This is a genomic window from Bartonella sp. EBT8 (assembly GCF_055796165.1).
The window spans coordinates 154,080-169,227 of record NZ_JBTTDJ010000002.1; the positions used below are offsets into that span (position 1 = coordinate 154,080).

Genomic DNA, 15,148 nt, shown 5'->3' on the forward strand with positions numbered 1-15,148 from the left:
CCTGTAGGCTCTACGCATTCTTTTTGAAGAAGTATTTTTTCCATTGCTATAAGTTTGTTGGATACCATGCATAATTTGAAAACAAAATCTATTTCAACGTCTTCTTCTGATGAGAGTACACAAAGTGTCTCAGAAGGGAAGTTATCTACGAAGATTACGGAGATATTTCCTTATCCGGAAGTATGGAAAAAGGCATTCACTCTCGGACAAAATGTGCGCTTTACGCGAACACCAGAGGTTGAGATTTTACGTCGTCGTATTGAGTCAGATCCAGTTTTTGCAAAGCAGTTTAGAGTTTTTACGAAGAAAGAGCGAAACAATCTCACAAATATTATACATAATAAGGATACAAAAAATCCCATCCCAACAAAAAGGGTCATTAATTCACAATCGATAGCAAATAAAGCGTCTGTTTGTCATGCAACTGTTTTGAAAGAATTATCACGACAAGCTGTTAGGAAGCCGCTTGAGGAGGAAGCAGAAAAGCATAAATTACAAGTAGAAAATGTTGAGCAAAAAACAACGCCTGTTTTTCATCTTTCTGATGACGCATTTTTTGAGTGTGGATCCTTTCTATTAGAACAGGTTGATGCTAAAATTTCAAGAGAGGATGCAACATCGATTGGTTGCATGAGTCATGAGATTCCTCTCGATGCGACTTCTACTTTTGATGAGTCCATTACGGCTCTCTACCGTGTTCTTGAATACCGCTTTCCACAATTTTACGATTCCATTACATCAGAAACACCAGCGGAGAAGATTTCTCATTTGAAACATGCAAAGAATGATACAGTTAAAGAGAATCAAAAGTGTCATTCCGATCTTATTGTTGAGGATTCTGCTGAAAGGTTAATCAACATTGAGGGCCCTATAAAAAGACAAAATACTAATAGTGTTGCCGATTGTGCAACAGAAAGTATTGCCAAAAATTCAAAAGATTTTTCTGTAATGCAATCAAAAGGAAAAGTTTTTCGATCGACTAACGCATCTTTATACAATTATGATTCTACTTTTACGTCAAAGACTCAATCTTTTGATGATGCTCCTTATGAATTTCCTCCGATAAATTTATTACAGGAACCTGTTCTGCATGAAGGAACGCTGATTCCACAGGAAACATTGGAGCGTGGTGCTGGACTCTTGGAAAGTGTTTTGGAAGATTTTGGCATTAAAGGTGAAATTATTCACGTTCATCCAGGGCCCGTGGTGACAATGTATGAATTTGAACCTGCTGCTGGAGTGAAATCATCACGGGTTATTAATCTCTCTGATGATATTGCGCGTTCTATGTCTGCTATTTCTACACGCGTTGCTGTTATTCCTGGACGGAATGTTATTGGGATTGAGTTGCCAAATGCGGTTCGTGAAACGGTTTATTTACGAGAATTAATCCAAACAAGTTCTTTTCGTGAAAGCCAATTTAAACTTGCTCTTGCTTTGGGGAAGGGGATTAATGGTGAGCCTGTCATTGCAGAATTAGCAAAAATGCCTCATTTATTGGTTGCAGGAACAACAGGATCGGGAAAATCGGTTGCGATTAATACAATGATTTTATCGATTCTTTATCGCATGACTCCTAAACAATGCCGTTTAATCATGGTTGACCCTAAAATGTTAGAACTCTCTGTTTATGATGGCATTCCACATCTTTTAACACCTGTGGTAACTGATCCCCAAAAAGCTGTAACAGCTTTAAAATGGGCGGTTCGTGAAATGGAAGAACGTTACCGTAAAATGGCTAAGTTAGGTGTACGCAATATTGATGGTTTTAATGCACGCGTTGCCCTTGCGGCACAAAAAGGCGAAACGATCATGTGCACTGTACAGTCGGGTTTTGATAAAGAAAGTGGAGAAATGCTTTATCATGAAGAAGCGATGGATTTAACACAGCTTCCTTATATTGTTGTGATTGTTGATGAGATGGCTGACCTCATGATGGTAGCAGGTAAAGAAATTGAAAATGCCATTCAGCGTTTAGCGCAAATGGCTCGTGCAGCAGGCATTCACCTTATTATGGCTACCCAGCGCCCTTCTGTTGATGTCATCACTGGTACGATTAAAGCAAACTTTCCTACTCGTATTTCTTTTCAGGTAACATCGAAAATAGATAGTCGCACAATTCTAGGAGAACAAGGTGCTGAAACACTTTTGGGTCAAGGGGATATGCTTCATATGGCAGGTGGTGGCCGTATTGTACGCGTTCATGGCCCTTTTGTCTCTGACGAAGAAGTTGAATCCATAGTTGCACATCTTAAAATGCAAGGAAAACCTGAATATTTAGCAACAGTAACAGTAAGTGAAGACGATAACAAAGAGGGTGGGGCTGCTGATTCAGGTTCTGAAGTTTCTAAGGAAGAAAATCTTGGTGAAGATGGCGAAGAACTCTATAGGCAGGCTGTAAAGCTTGTTATACGTGATAAAAAATGCTCAACATCTTATATTCAGCGTCGGCTTTCAATCGGTTATAATAAGGCTGCTTCTCTCGTGGAGCGCATGGAAGAAAGAGGTATTGTTGGAGCTGCTAATCATGTTGGAAAACGTGAAATTCTAGTCACTGAGTATAATAAGCAAGACAATTTTTAAAATGCGTGATTAAAAATGTCTAATGATCATTATGTGAATGATTAAAGCTTTCGTTAGTTCATGAGAGCAGGTGTTTTTCTGCGTTTTTTGAAATGAAATATTAAAAATATGAGTGGAGACTTACAAAATAAAAGCGATATTTTTTATTGAAACTACCGGTACATAAAATAAGATGATATAAAGAAGGGATGAAAATGTTTTTTACATTTTTAGTTTATCTTAAATGTAAAGAAATTAAAAAAACTTCAAATAAGGACAGATGGCTTTTGTTCTTTTCTCTGATTATAGAAGTGCTCTTTGGTTCAATAGAATTGGGACGTATTTTATAGCTTTTCTTCTTGTAGTGGACATAAGAAACGAGAGTTTTTTTTAGACGAAATGAAATATCGCAAGATATTGGAAGGGTGCTAGAAGTGCAAGTTTTATTGCATTAGATGGTTTAAAAGCATACCATTGAATTTTTATAGTTTCTATTGATATTATTGGTTTAGGCAAGGCTTTTTATTGGAAGATTCTCTGAAAGAAGAGATTTCTTTTGTCGCTAGCTTGGATGATACAACAATGTCTGTTGCAATAATTGATGAATATGCGATGGTTTTGAGGGCTTCTTCTCATTTTTCTGTTTTTGGTGAAACGGTCAAATTTCCGCTATAGACGACTGATAGTAAGATGACAGTCGAACTAATTTTACTCATAGCAGTGTGTTTACATAGGTTGGTATTCTTGAAATAAAATCAGTATTTTTTGCATGCCATTAAAATCAAATCAATTGGAGAATAAAGAGGCACTTTTTCATTTTATGCTAGAAATTTTTCTACAACGGTTTTACTTGGAAAATGGATAAAAATGGTTGATTTGGAGATATTTCAAAAGAATTATCTAAAACTTTTAGACTTTTATGGTTTTCTATTTTTAGATCTAATTTTGATAGACTTACCAGTAGATTTAATGATGAATGATATCAAATATAAGCGGTTTTATTGAAGCATTTTTACTTTGGAGAAAATAGGCCGTTCAGTAGACTTTTAATGATTATCCCAAATAACTCAAAGTTGAATTATTTGCTGTGCCAATTTTTGATGAAAGAGGGTAGTGTGAAGGATTTCATGGTTTTGGTGTTTTAAAGATGCAAGAAAAAGAGAAAAAAGATGAAAACTTGGAGGTAAAAATATCAAGCCTTTCGGAGATAGAGCGTTCAGCTTTTCATGAAATTGCACAACGATTGCGTGGAGAATTGCATTCATCTTTAGGATGTGAGCATTTCGGTAAAAAAACGATAGAGCCTTTATCAAATGCACAGGATTTGCCGGAAAATACAATAGAACAAGCGCTCATAAAAGAACCAGCAGTTGTTTTATCATTACTGGATACAGCGACTGATGGCATGTTTTGGTTGGATGGACAGGGTTTTATTCAAGCAGTCAGCAGTAATGCTTTGACATTGACCGGTTATGAGATCAATGAATTGTTGTCACAGCCATTATCATCATTATTTACTTTGCAAAGTTGTTCTTTGATTGAAAAGTATTTTAAATTAATCCGTATGAAAGGAAAATATCAGATTTTTAATGGTGGGGCGACACTTGAGTTAGTGACAAAAAGTCAAAAAAATATAACGGTTTCTATAACGATTGTACCTTTAGCACGGCAAGACAATTATGCTGTTATAGTGAATAATATGACAGGAGGAATTCTACCAGTAGACACAAAAGCAGAAGAGAATGAAAGGGTTGGAATTGTTCACGAAATGCGAACACCTTTGAATGCTCTCATTGGTTTTGCCGAAATTATGAGGGATGGCCGTTTCGGTACGATAGACAATGAACGTTATCGTGGCTATTTATGTGATATTATCTCATCTGGAAAACATATATTATCACTGGTTAATCAGTTGTTAGAATGCTCAAAAGCAAATTATTCTGGTTTAAATAACCAAAATAAAACGCCCCTTATAACTGAAGCATTTGATGTGATAGCTTGTTTGCGTGCTAGTATGGCTTTCCTTGAAACACAGGCTAATCATAATGGCATTATCATGCGTATTGCCGCTCCAGTTCATGTGCCATTTATTGGTGTATCGCAACAGATATTTCGACAAATTATATGGAATCTTCTTTCCAATGCCATTCGTTTTACACCATCAGGTGGGCAAATTATTGTTCATGTTTCTTATGGAAAAAAAGAACGCGTCAAGATTTCGGTGAGCGATAACGGTATAGGAATGAGTGATGAAGAGATTATGCAGGCATTACAACCTTATGGTCAGGTAAAGCGCAAAGATGGACGATCTGGTGATAGCGCCTTTATGGGAACTGGTTTAGGACTCCCAATGTGTAAGGCAATGATAGAAGAAAGTGGTGGTCAATTTTTATTATTTTCAAAACCCAATCATGGAACAACTGTAGAAATGTTTTTTCCTGTGTTCCATGAGGAGAGTCACGAATAAAATTATTTTTTCTTGGCCAAAAGATCTCTAATTTCTGACAGAAGCTGTTCTTCTGGAGACATTTTTTTTGAATTTCCCTCTTCTTCTTCTTTTCGGCGCATTTTATTCATGCCTTTAACAAATAGGAAAAGGACCCAAGCAATAATGAGAAAATTGATAAGTAAAGTTATAAAGTTGCCGTAGCTAATGGTTGCTCCGGCTGCTTTAGCAGCACTTAATGTAGCTTGTTTTTCACCGGCAAGTTGGATAAACATGTTAGAAAAGTCGATTCCACCTGTAATAAGTCCAATGATAGGCATAAAAATATCATTGACAATTGAATTGACTAAGCTACCAAAAGCTCCTCCTATAATCACACCGATTGCAAGATCAATCATATTACCTTTTAGGGCAAATTCCTTGAATTCTTTAAGCATTGCATCTTCCCCTTCATATAAAAGATATACGACAGTTTTAATTACCGCTTTCGATAGAAAAGAAAAGGGCGGTTTTTATTTTGTTGCTAAGATTATATTACAAAGATTAAAATTCTTGTCCAAGAGTATTTTAGCATGTTAGAAGGTCTAACACAGAGGTTCTGTTTGACTTTAAAATTAAAAATATCTCATGGAATTCAAAATGCTGGAGAGTTTTTAGTAGAAAGCTTTATTTTCTTTTTTCATTACAAATAGGAAACCGTTTTTGCTTTATAAAAGTGGTACAAAATTTTTTATGATAACATATTGAAAAAAGATATCTATTGTATGGGATTCTTGTTTTTCTTCTTATAGATTTTAATATTTGAACAATTTTGAGAGGGTAAGGAAGTTTTTTCAAAGACCAAACGGCTCGTTTTCTGCTCGGTGCATGTAAAAATAAATGTAAATGGCGAAGATATAATAAATTTTCTTGTAGAAGGGGAGGCGTTTTTATTGAGGTGATATGCTATCTTTATTGATAATTTTTTTATATTAAAAGATTTACGTGAGGTGTGGCGGATTAGTTTTATTTTGGAGAAGGATTGATGAGTTTCTTTCGTTGTATTGGTCGTTCCGCTTTATTTATGTTGGATCCAGAACATGCGCACCATTTAGCGATTATCGCGCTAAAAAGTGGATTGAGCAGTTGTCAAAAGGTTTTTGATAAGCGTTTGTGTGTGACTGTTGCGGGTCTTGAATTTGAAAATTTTATCGGTCTTGCTGCGGGGTTTGATAAGAATGCAGAGGTTGTTGAGGCTATTTTTCGCTTAGGATTTGGCTTTACTGAAATTGGTACAGTTACACCAAAGCCCCAAACGGGAAACCCTAAACCGCGGCTTTTTCGTTTAAAAGAAGATGAAGCGATTATTAATAGAATGGGTTTTAATAATGATGGGCATAAAATTGTTTACGATAGACTTCGCACGTATAAAAAGACGGGTATTGTAGGAATAAATATTGGTGCCAATAAGGATACGGTTGATAAGACTAGCGATTATACTTCTGGTATTGCTCATTTTTATGATATTTCTGATTATTTCACAGTTAATATTTCTTCGCCTAACACACCAGGTTTACGTGCTTTACAGGCTCGTGATAGTTTACATTTTTTGATGAATGCGATTTCGCAGGCGCGTAATGAACAAAAGAAAAAGTATGGATTTTCTGTTCCCATTTTTTTAAAAATTGCACCTGATTTATCAGAAAAAGAATTGGATGATATCGCTGAAGAAATGAAGCTTTCTGATTTTGATGGTCTCATTGTTTCCAATACTACGCTTTCACGACAAGGACTTAAAAATAGTCTACTAAGTGGTGAGGAGGGGGGGCTTTCTGGACGCCCACTCTTTGAGCGCTCTACTATTGTGCTTGCAAAAATGCGACAAAAATTAGGGAAGGAGATTGCAATCATTGGCGTTGGTGGTGTAAAAGATGCGCAAACGGCTTTGGAAAAAATCAAAGCTGGTGCAGATCTGATCCAATTATACAGTGGAATGGTCTATGAAGGGCCTAACCTCATTATAGCGATTCTAAAAGAAATTTTGCAACTGATACAGCAAGATGGGGTTGAAAATATAAGAGCTTATCGTGATCACAATGTTGAATATTGGGCAAAGCGTGCTCTTCCTTTGTAAAGGAATTCTTTTTTTGATAAAAAATGCAAGATTTTTTTAAAGGGGCTTGCAAACTCTTTTGATCTTCCTTATGTGACACAGACAAGGAATAAGTGTTTATGAAATAGTAAACAGTTATGATACATTTATTTTTAGGCGGTTGTAGCTCAGCTGGTTAGAGCGCTGGTTTGTGGCACCAGAGGTCGTAGGTTCAAATCCCACCAACCGTACCATTTATCTTGTTATAACTTTTCTAATTCTTATTTAGTGCGGTTTTTGCTGTGGTTAAAAGCCACAGTTATTGGCCTTTTTTGCCTTTGAGCCGTCACGGAGCAGAGACCTTGCGCGGATGATTTTTCTCAAATTTTGCCCAAAACGGAATGATATGATCAATAATCGCTTGAAATATAAACGGGTTAACTAAATCTATGCTTCTGATTGCAATTGCAACAATAAATATCTCTATCAGTATATTTATATACTTTTAGTATATTTTGTAAACCAAGAGAATCTTATCCGACTTTCATTATTATTGCTCATAATATAAACCATTAAGTTTAAACACATAAAATAAGTAAGCATAAATTTACTAAAATATCCTATATTTTTGACACAATGCCCTTGATTTTGTCAACTATATATTATAAATGCAAACTTGCATGAAAATGCATTCATATCTCCAGGGGTGTTTCGGTGGTTAATTATGGGTAAGCCATTTTGGCGCGGGGACATAAGTAAGCTTGGGGGATTTATTTATAAACTAAATTGGAGAAAATAAATGGGAAGTTCAAGTCGTTCGCACGATTATGATTATTGCAGTGCCGATAATTTTAGTAGCAAATATAACTCTGGTACTGCGTTTGGTAGCGAGTATGGTGCTGGGGTTGGCCTTGTGGGTGGTGTTGGCGCAGGAGTGCTAACGCGTAGTCTTAATATTGGCATGTCCGCAGCAAGCTTGGGGTTAAGTGTAGGCGATCGATTCGGAGGCACCATAGGCGGTTATGGTGGTTATGGTGTGGCTGCTGCTCAGTGTGGCACACAGTTTTTGGGTCAATCTATTGCTAATTCAGGTGGGATGTTGACGCACTTTTGATGTAGTTCTTTGAGTTATCCTAAAGCCTAGAACGGTGGTACTGTAAAAGGTGCCACCTTTATGTTTGGAATATTGCACAGGAGGATCTATGGGCGCGTTTGGTTTAGTGCTCGCTTATTTTTGTCTGTGGTTTGGCATGTATCTATTCTTCAAAACTATTGCTATTAATGGAAAAAGCATGTTATACAAGGGGAGCATGGTTGCATTCATAGTGGCGGCATTGGTTACTCCTCCCCTCGTGTATGTCTTTGAGTATATAGTCGGTGTGCCGATAACATCTCCTCCTATTATTATAATTATGTTCTTTCTTTCTTTTTGCATTGAATTTATACCCAATATAGTAAACAATATAAAGTGCTTTAGTTTATCCATTATCGCAAGTTGCCCCATTTTTTTCATCGCAGCTGGTTTTATTGTTATGAGTGATGACGTTCTGTTAGATTTTTTTGATCTGCAGCTTTCGAGCTATATTTATCTGCTTTTCATTATTCCGTTGATGATAGAGGGGGCTCGCTATGTCCTAATTGCTAAAGCTTTGAAGGAAAAATCTATGTCAATGCTAGATTTAAGCATTTGCATTGGCTGTGGGTTTGCCATAGGCGTCTTTTTTGTGTCATCACTGCTTTTATCAGACCTTCGAGAAATCTATCAACAGATAGGTTTTGCAAACAGGGAGGCAGTGAAAAAAATGTTTGATTATGCGGTGCTTGGTTTTGCTATTCTAACGGGCCAGGTTTTTTTGACATTTTTGATGGTTCTCTTTGTTACTACAAAGAAATATTATTGGTTGGTCCTTGATGTTCTTGCTGAGCTGTTTTTTAGCCTCTTTGTTTCTTATTCTGTAGCGTTTGTTCATACAGACGATAACTATGGAATGGTTATAAATTGGATTTGTTTGATGTATGTTGTTTATGTGTACGTGCGTTACATTAAATCAAAGAGTGTGAAGCTTAGCGTGATTAACCCGTTTAAAAGGAAAACTAAGTGAGAAGACAGGAGGCTATAGTTCTTTGGGTTATCCTAAAGCCTAGAGCAGCCAACCCAGGAGGGGCAGTTTCTGGAGCAATAGTAGGCGGGGTCCCGTGGCGCAGCTGCGGATATTGCTAAAGCTGGTTGGGATTGTGCTCGCTCTAAGTGATGAAATTGTTGTTTGACCTGGCTTTTTTAACAAGGTAAAGGCTTTGCTAAGGGGTACACTATCAGCCTCTTAGCAGGGAGTTTTTCTCCGGCAATAATATCTTGGTATGCTTGGGAGGGCAAGGCGCTTTAAGGAAATTATATGTCTGACTTAATTTTTGGAATGCTGCTTAGTTTTGGGATAAGTTCCAGCCCTCGTTTCCTTAAAAACAATGGCTTGTTGGGCGAGCGCGTCATTTTTGGGGGTCTAGCTGGCCTTTCCTGCGCTATCATCTTCGCTTATCCACATAGTGAAAGTGGGCTTCCAGACTTATCTTTGCTTTTGGTATGTTATCTTGCCATGCTTTTAATTCTGTACGAGCACTACTTATATAAATATTTAGTTCTTAGATTCTGTGGTGCAGTTGCTGCCTTGTGTATTGGGGCAGGTTTTGTATATTTGAGCTCTTTGTTGCCATTGCCTGCTTTGTCTGCTGCTAATAATAGCCAGCAGCAGGTGGTGCATTACATGAGTTTGGTTGCTGCAGACCATCCCTTTTTTATCCTTTTGATATCAGTTTTAACTGCGGAGCTTTTGCGTTTGTGGTTGCTTCGCGTATATAAGCCAGAATTAGCTGCGCGTGAGGTCCTTTATTTCGGGCTGGGCTGGGGTGTTCTAGACTTATGCTATAAGACCCTCCCAGCTCTTTTTCTTTACTTGAATTACCGTGTTGATAGGGCGCCACAAATGGTGGGCTATGTCGCATTTGAATCTTGTCCACAAGCGATCAGCTATCTTATTGCCGCGGGCATGATTGTATTGATGCATGTTGTAAATACGCGCTTTATGTATCTTGGTTTCCAAAATAAGCGCAAGGCCTATTTCTATCTGCCTTTTGTAATTCATTTTGCGGTTGGTCTTTTGTCTATGTTTGACATTTCTTCAGGCTATGCAATATTAATAAATTCTATTTCTGAGGCTTACAATAATGCTTGACAAATTGACATTATCTGTTATCGGCGCCGTTTTTTGTCTGGTGCTGATTATTTTTCCTTTGATGAAGAAAAAAACATTGGTTGAACGTTTGGTTTTCTTGCTCGTTGTTTTGTGTCTTGTTTTTCTTTATGTTTATGGCGCTGCGAGTTATTTTCCTTATTATGTTTTGGCGCTTTCGCTTATATTGGGGTACCGCTGGTTACTCTCTTTGGTTAAAGCGTTTAAAGGCACGAAGGCGATTATTGGGTCAAGCGCTGGTTGTTATGTGCTTTTGATTTTTTTTCTATACGAGTTTATGCGTATGATAGGCAGTTTGATTTTTGATTTTTCTGCTTATAGTACGCCTAATATTGTTTTTGCTGTTACTCTATTCCCTATAGGCATGGCGATTATGCAGTTTTTTTTGCTCTCTCATTGGGTGCCAGAGGATAATGGCAATGGTGTAGAGGCAGCACTGGGCGTGGGAATGGGGATTTGGGGGGCTTCTATAGGGCTTGCACTGCTTACATCTCTACCAGAAACTGTGAAAATCCTAAAAGGGGTTTTTAGTCTTGATAGGGACGCCTTACTTTCTTTACTTGAGACGGTAATATATTATACGTTTATTATAGGTCTGAATCTTTTATCAACTTTTTTAATGCTTGTGGTTTGCCTTGACAAGAAATGGCGTTTTTTTGTTCTTATCCTGCTTTTACAATGCTTGGCGGCTTGGGCGCGCTTTTCATGGCGGGCCGCTGAGCCAGAACTTCTTGCAATTGGGCATTATACAATCGCTACTATTCTTATGTTTGCTCTTATGCGGCAAATTTATGATTTTGTGCAAGACAGATTATCCATGAAGAAAAATAGCAGGTACGCTGTAGTAAATGAGGGGGCATAATAATGTTGGTTTTATTTATTACTTCGCTTCTCGCAGGCCTTATTTATGGCGCTGTCATTTATAATTTTTTTCGCTCTACATTTAGTTGGATAAATGTGCTGTTGAGCGGCATAGTTTTTGGGGTGATTGTTCTGTTAGTATGGCGTTACTCGGAAACAGAACATAAACTTGATGCCTTACGTTTACTGCAAGTGTTTGGCGTTGTTTTTCTTCTATGTGTGTTTCATCATTTTCTGAAGTTCAAATTGGTTGTCGCTGGTGCTGTGGGATGGTTTGTTGCTAGCTGCATTGCTGGCGGGTTTATTGCTTTTTGGGAGCAATCTGTAATAAAAACGCTTTATATGATGAGTATTGTTGAAACCAAGAGTCGTGCAGAGCAGGGGCTGGCGCTTGTTTTTTTATTTTTAACATTTACGTTTTTTTTTGTTGTAGCAGAAGAAGCCATGCGTCGTTGGTTAGTTACTAAGTTTTATCGGTGCTCGCCTAGTTTTTTGTGGCGTTTGCCGCTGAATATTGGCATAGGCTGGGGTTTATGCGAATTAGTTTATAAGGCGCTAGGGCCTTTCCTTGTTTATAATGGCTGGCCTATTCGATCTAGGTTATTAGCCAATGAGTATGTAATTTTTTATTCCTGGACGCAAGCGAGTATTTTTTTGTGTGCTTTAATGAGCGTCATACTCATGCATATTTTCAATACATGCTTGGCGTATCGTGGTGTTGTTACGCGCTCTAAATTTTATGCGTGTGCGCCTTTTTTTGTCCATGCTATTGTTAACTGTTTCGGTGCAACAGTGCTGGTTACAGATAAGGTTTGGTTTAATGTTGGGGGCAGCTTGTTTATTCTACTTTGTGTGATGTTGTTCGTATATTTTGAAAGCAAAAATCCTTTAATACAAAATATAAAATTGCGCGCTTAAAGTGTTGTAGAGTGATGAATAACTTTGTGTACTCTAAGTATGGCTAGAAAGCCTGATACGCGCTTTCTGTTCTGCAAAAAATAGAGAAGGTTAGCATCGACGTAACGCGTCCAGTACCAAGAGCGACGTCATTTCTGCACTAATCGGTGGGTTTTGTGCCACTGGCCCCGCGCATATGGGAGCCTGCAATATGCTATCATGCGACTTTCTAGTGTCCTCCATGAGATTGAAGCCGGGATCTTGAGGTGGCGGTAACGCATTATTGCAAAGACAAACCCTGGCTAGGGTTTGGTCATCCGATTATGCAACGGGATGTCCGGGCTGATTTCTTTTTTTTACGCTTTCAGGCGCCTATGCGCCCCTTCAGTTCGTTTGCGCGATCTATTTCGGACAATACAGGACTGCAACCCAATGTCGATTTTCTAATTGCAAGCATCATGAGCAAACATCGGGCTGCTCCTGAGCTGGGATTGTTGGCTTTTTTCGTTTGTCGTATGTCGATACTTCTCGCGCGCTATCAAGCGCGGTTTAGCTCTCATTCTTTCGGTTTATCATCAAAGGATTTAAGAGAAAAATATAAAAAGGTCCCCCAATCATGGCTATAAAGCATCGCACCGAGCCAAATTTCTTGGGTATATGTCAGAGTATCACTTTAATCGCACCGATGCGGGCTTGCGGGAAAATCGATATTTCTCACTGGGATTTAGCCCATAACTATTTGAAACAGGGCTTTTTACTCGAAGCCTTGCATCAGTTTTCAGTTCGATTCGTCACCATGGTGGTTAAAAACTCGGATCTCACTTATCACGATCTCCCTGTTATGGTTAAACAGTTTTTCTCTACCAGCCATTTTGATAGTGATCGGTTACGTGTTGAAGGACATATTGAACGTATTAATGAGGCCTACCGTCTTCACTGTAAGGCCAGCCCATACGACAATGGCGGGCCGTTATTGCGTAAGCAATCATCATTGTCGGTAGGGTCTGCTTCTCTGGCTCGTGTTCTGAGAAATTCGTTCTTCCATTACGAGGCGATTTATGTAAGATTTCCTCCGTAACCGGAGATTCTTGTACTTTTTCCTTCAATGTGCATCACCTGCTTTTTGAGGAATATTTCCCCTCCCGCGCCGTATGTCCTAGTTCACTATTGATTGAGTTGGTTCTGGCTTTGTCCACGCAGGGTAGGGTGAAAAATATCGCCTCTGTTGCGCTGAAAAAGGTAAAGTTCATTGAAGCAGTTTATCTCAGAAATACCTATCAGTTGACCATTAAACAGGATACAGAGTGTGCACTAGGTGGCGTTTTTTATATTCATATGGAAACTAAAAAACGAAGCACTTGCGGTAAGTTTTCTATCAAATATAAAAAGGAGGGTGCACCTTAACATAATAATCTCTTTTATTCCGTAGAGTATTTACTCCTAGGTTATCAATGGAAACGTTTTAACTTTGATCGAACGCTCTCTCATCTTAACTGTGATTTTATTGTCCATTATTACTGTGAACATTAAAATTGACCGACAGAGAGAACCAGTGATGATGACTAACATTCTGACAATTATTGTCCTGTTTGTTAATTATTTCGCTGGATAGTCTACACTTTTGCTGAACTACCCCACAGTTTTTTTGCTATCTGTCACTTGCTCTGGTTTCATTGATGAGCTTGCTGGTAAAGAGACCCTTTACCATTTTTTATGCCAGATTTTATGCCAGAGCTGGTGTTTCTGAAGAAAAACGCAAACATATCCTATTTTATCTCATCAATAAATATATTCCATGGATTTGGGTAATCATCTTTTTTGCCAATAGTCTCATAGCGGCTTTTTTTTTGCATGGATCCCCCAGCTTTTGTGGGTCACTATGGGTTTAATTTGTGCTAGTATTCTTTTTTCTAAATATTTTCCTAACATCATGCTATATTTTTATCGAGTCAAACACTATGGAGCATAATATGTCATTGTTGAATATTTTAACCGGAACCCCTTTATGGGTCTGGGCTTTGCTTATTTTTCTCATTACGAGGGGAATGAGCGCATTGAAAGATAGGGAAATGAAGGTTAACCGCCTTTTTCTATTGCCGTTAATCTTTCTTTTTTGGGCGGAAGCGATGTGATTAACCAGCTGGCGTTCCCGCGCTGGGGAGCAGTCTCAATGTTGGTGGGGCTGATGATCGGCGTTGGCGTTGGCTGGTTGCTCTGGCACGCCGCTCCGCGTTTAAAAATCAAAGAGGGAACGGATTTAATTATTCGGCCTGGTACACCGTTGACGTTGATATTTATTCTTATCACTTTTGTCATCAAATTCACATTGATTGCTTTTCTCCATGTTAAACCTGATTTGAAATATACATTTGATTTTAATCTTCTTTTTGGTCTTTTAAGTGGGTTCACTGGTGGTGTGTTGTGGGGCGGAGCATTAAATTTATATATAACATTTCGAAAGAATCCAAATGAATCCCTATACCATTAGCTATGGGTGCCTCCCATCAGAACTATCTCAATAGAAGCTTATTCTTAACAACAACGCTGCATATAAATGCAGCGTTGCCTCATAGTTTCAGATTTTTTGTTCCAGTGCGTGAATACGTGACGGAAGTGATATATCTGACTATGCCTCCCTTGGGGATAGAACGAGTCTAAAGGTTTAGAATGCTATGAGTTTAAGCTAGCTGGATTTTGAGCAGATGGTTTATCGCCAATGGTAAATCATTTTGTTTTACAATTCAAAAAGAGGATAGTGATGGTCTCATTGGCGTAGGTGGGCAAGAAAACTCTTAGCTTGGCAATGCGTCAACAGTTTGTAGAACTATGTTGTGGAACCCATACGCAAAGCGGTTGCTATGATGGCATGATGCTTTTGTCAAACATTATAATATGGTAGGAACAGATGTTTAAGGGTGCAACTGCGGGCACTGTACGACTCAGTAGCATTACATCTGAGTATTTAGGAGCGGCAGACTCCGTACAGTCCACGCGTACAATATGTGCAGCACGCTTGCGGGAATCAATGTGTTATTATTGCATTGTGCACGCAACCCTCTAGCTAGT

14 protein-coding genes and 1 tRNA gene are annotated in these 15,148 nt (G+C 38.3%); 14 read left to right on the forward strand and 1 reads right to left on the reverse strand.

Annotated features, from left to right (window positions below):
• Positions 1-66: 66 nt before the first annotated feature.
• From AC0QT4_RS02530 to AC0QT4_RS02540, 3 genes are all read left to right on the forward strand, one after another.
• Positions 67-2,583: a DNA translocase FtsK gene (locus tag AC0QT4_RS02530; RefSeq protein ID WP_473200157.1), complete on the forward strand. Its 2,517-nt coding sequence runs from the start codon at positions 67-69 to the stop codon at positions 2,581-2,583.
• Between the two features lie 504 nt (positions 2,584-3,087).
• Positions 3,088-3,237 carry a hypothetical protein gene (locus AC0QT4_RS02535; RefSeq protein ID WP_473200158.1) on the forward strand — a complete coding sequence of 50 codons (150 nt, stop codon included), beginning with the start codon at positions 3,088-3,090 and terminating at the stop codon, positions 3,235-3,237.
• A 472-nt stretch (positions 3,238-3,709) separates the two neighbouring features.
• The gene (locus AC0QT4_RS02540) at positions 3,710-5,029 is read left to right on the forward strand and encodes a PAS domain-containing sensor histidine kinase (protein ID WP_473200159.1); all 1,320 of its coding nucleotides are present in this window, start codon (positions 3,710-3,712) and stop codon (positions 5,027-5,029) included.
• A 2-nt stretch (positions 5,030-5,031) separates the two neighbouring features.
• Here AC0QT4_RS02540 and mscL read toward each other — a convergent pair whose 3' ends face one another.
• Positions 5,032-5,445, reverse strand: a complete 414-nt coding sequence (gene mscL / locus AC0QT4_RS02545) for a large conductance mechanosensitive channel protein MscL (RefSeq protein WP_473200160.1) — start codon at positions 5,443-5,445, stop codon at positions 5,032-5,034.
• Positions 5,446-6,032: 587 nt separating this feature from the next.
• Here mscL and AC0QT4_RS02550 point away from each other — a divergent pair.
• From AC0QT4_RS02550 to AC0QT4_RS02600, 11 genes are all read left to right on the forward strand, one after another.
• Positions 6,033-7,121, forward strand: coding sequence for a quinone-dependent dihydroorotate dehydrogenase (locus AC0QT4_RS02550; protein WP_473200161.1), 1,089 nt, complete (start codon positions 6,033-6,035; stop codon positions 7,119-7,121).
• 135 nt (positions 7,122-7,256) lie between these two features.
• Positions 7,257-7,333: transfer RNA gene (locus tag AC0QT4_RS02555), tRNA-His, on the forward strand.
• A 545-nt stretch (positions 7,334-7,878) separates the two neighbouring features.
• The gene (locus tag AC0QT4_RS02560; RefSeq protein ID WP_473200162.1) at positions 7,879-8,193 is read left to right on the forward strand and encodes a hypothetical protein; all 315 of its coding nucleotides are present in this window, start codon (positions 7,879-7,881) and stop codon (positions 8,191-8,193) included.
• Between the two features lie 88 nt (positions 8,194-8,281).
• Positions 8,282-9,181, forward strand: a complete 900-nt coding sequence (locus AC0QT4_RS02565) for a hypothetical protein (protein WP_473200163.1) — start codon at positions 8,282-8,284, stop codon at positions 9,179-9,181.
• A gap of 291 nt (positions 9,182-9,472) precedes the next feature.
• Entirely contained in the window at positions 9,473-10,306 is an 834-nt protein-coding gene (locus AC0QT4_RS02570; protein ID WP_473200164.1) for a hypothetical protein, read from the forward strand.
• Positions 10,299-11,186 (forward strand): hypothetical protein, encoded by an 888-nt coding sequence (locus AC0QT4_RS02575; RefSeq protein ID WP_473200165.1) that lies wholly within the window; start codon positions 10,299-10,301, stop codon positions 11,184-11,186. Before AC0QT4_RS02570 ends, AC0QT4_RS02575 begins: the two co-directional genes overlap by 8 nt.
• A gap of 2 nt (positions 11,187-11,188) precedes the next feature.
• Positions 11,189-12,103: a hypothetical protein gene (locus tag AC0QT4_RS02580; RefSeq protein WP_473200166.1), complete on the forward strand. Its 915-nt coding sequence runs from the start codon at positions 11,189-11,191 to the stop codon at positions 12,101-12,103.
• A gap of 245 nt (positions 12,104-12,348) precedes the next feature.
• On the forward strand, positions 12,349-12,708 hold the full coding sequence (locus tag AC0QT4_RS02585) for a hypothetical protein (protein WP_473200167.1): 360 nt from the start codon (positions 12,349-12,351) through the stop codon (positions 12,706-12,708).
• Positions 12,699-13,160 carry a hypothetical protein gene (locus AC0QT4_RS02590; RefSeq protein ID WP_473200168.1) on the forward strand — a complete coding sequence of 154 codons (462 nt, stop codon included), beginning with the start codon at positions 12,699-12,701 and terminating at the stop codon, positions 13,158-13,160. Before AC0QT4_RS02585 ends, AC0QT4_RS02590 begins: the two co-directional genes overlap by 10 nt.
• 892 nt (positions 13,161-14,052) lie before the next feature.
• Positions 14,053-14,214, forward strand: a complete 162-nt coding sequence (locus AC0QT4_RS02595; protein WP_473200169.1) for a hypothetical protein — start codon at positions 14,053-14,055, stop codon at positions 14,212-14,214.
• A complete protein-coding gene (locus AC0QT4_RS02600) occupies positions 14,211-14,570 on the forward strand; it encodes a hypothetical protein (protein ID WP_473200170.1) in 360 nt (119 codons plus the stop codon). The genes AC0QT4_RS02595 and AC0QT4_RS02600 overlap by 4 nt, the downstream gene beginning before the upstream one ends.
• The last annotated feature ends 578 nt before the right edge of the window (positions 14,571-15,148 follow it).

What these genes read in the sequence shown, in the direction of transcription:
- AC0QT4_RS02530 (WP_473200157.1), top strand. Translation starts at nt 67, where the DNA reads ATGCATAATTTGAAAACAAAATCTATTTCAACGTCTTCTTCTGATGAG.
- AC0QT4_RS02540 (WP_473200159.1), top strand. Translation starts at nt 3,710, where the DNA reads ATGCAAGAAAAAGAGAAAAAAGATGAAAACTTGGAGGTAAAAATATCA.
- mscL (WP_473200160.1), bottom strand. Translation starts at nt 5,445, where the DNA reads ATGCTTAAAGAATTCAAGGAATTTGCCCTAAAAGGTAATATGATTGAT.
- AC0QT4_RS02550 (WP_473200161.1), top strand. Translation starts at nt 6,033, where the DNA reads ATGAGTTTCTTTCGTTGTATTGGTCGTTCCGCTTTATTTATGTTGGAT.
- AC0QT4_RS02560 (WP_473200162.1), top strand. Translation starts at nt 7,879, where the DNA reads ATGGGAAGTTCAAGTCGTTCGCACGATTATGATTATTGCAGTGCCGAT.
- AC0QT4_RS02565 (WP_473200163.1), top strand. Translation starts at nt 8,282, where the DNA reads ATGGGCGCGTTTGGTTTAGTGCTCGCTTATTTTTGTCTGTGGTTTGGC.
- AC0QT4_RS02570 (WP_473200164.1), top strand. Translation starts at nt 9,473, where the DNA reads ATGTCTGACTTAATTTTTGGAATGCTGCTTAGTTTTGGGATAAGTTCC.
- AC0QT4_RS02575 (WP_473200165.1), top strand. Translation starts at nt 10,299, where the DNA reads ATGCTTGACAAATTGACATTATCTGTTATCGGCGCCGTTTTTTGTCTG.
- AC0QT4_RS02580 (WP_473200166.1), top strand. Translation starts at nt 11,189, where the DNA reads ATGTTGGTTTTATTTATTACTTCGCTTCTCGCAGGCCTTATTTATGGC.
- AC0QT4_RS02590 (WP_473200168.1), top strand. Translation starts at nt 12,699, where the DNA reads ATGGCTATAAAGCATCGCACCGAGCCAAATTTCTTGGGTATATGTCAG.
- AC0QT4_RS02595 (WP_473200169.1), top strand. Translation starts at nt 14,053, where the DNA reads ATGTCATTGTTGAATATTTTAACCGGAACCCCTTTATGGGTCTGGGCT.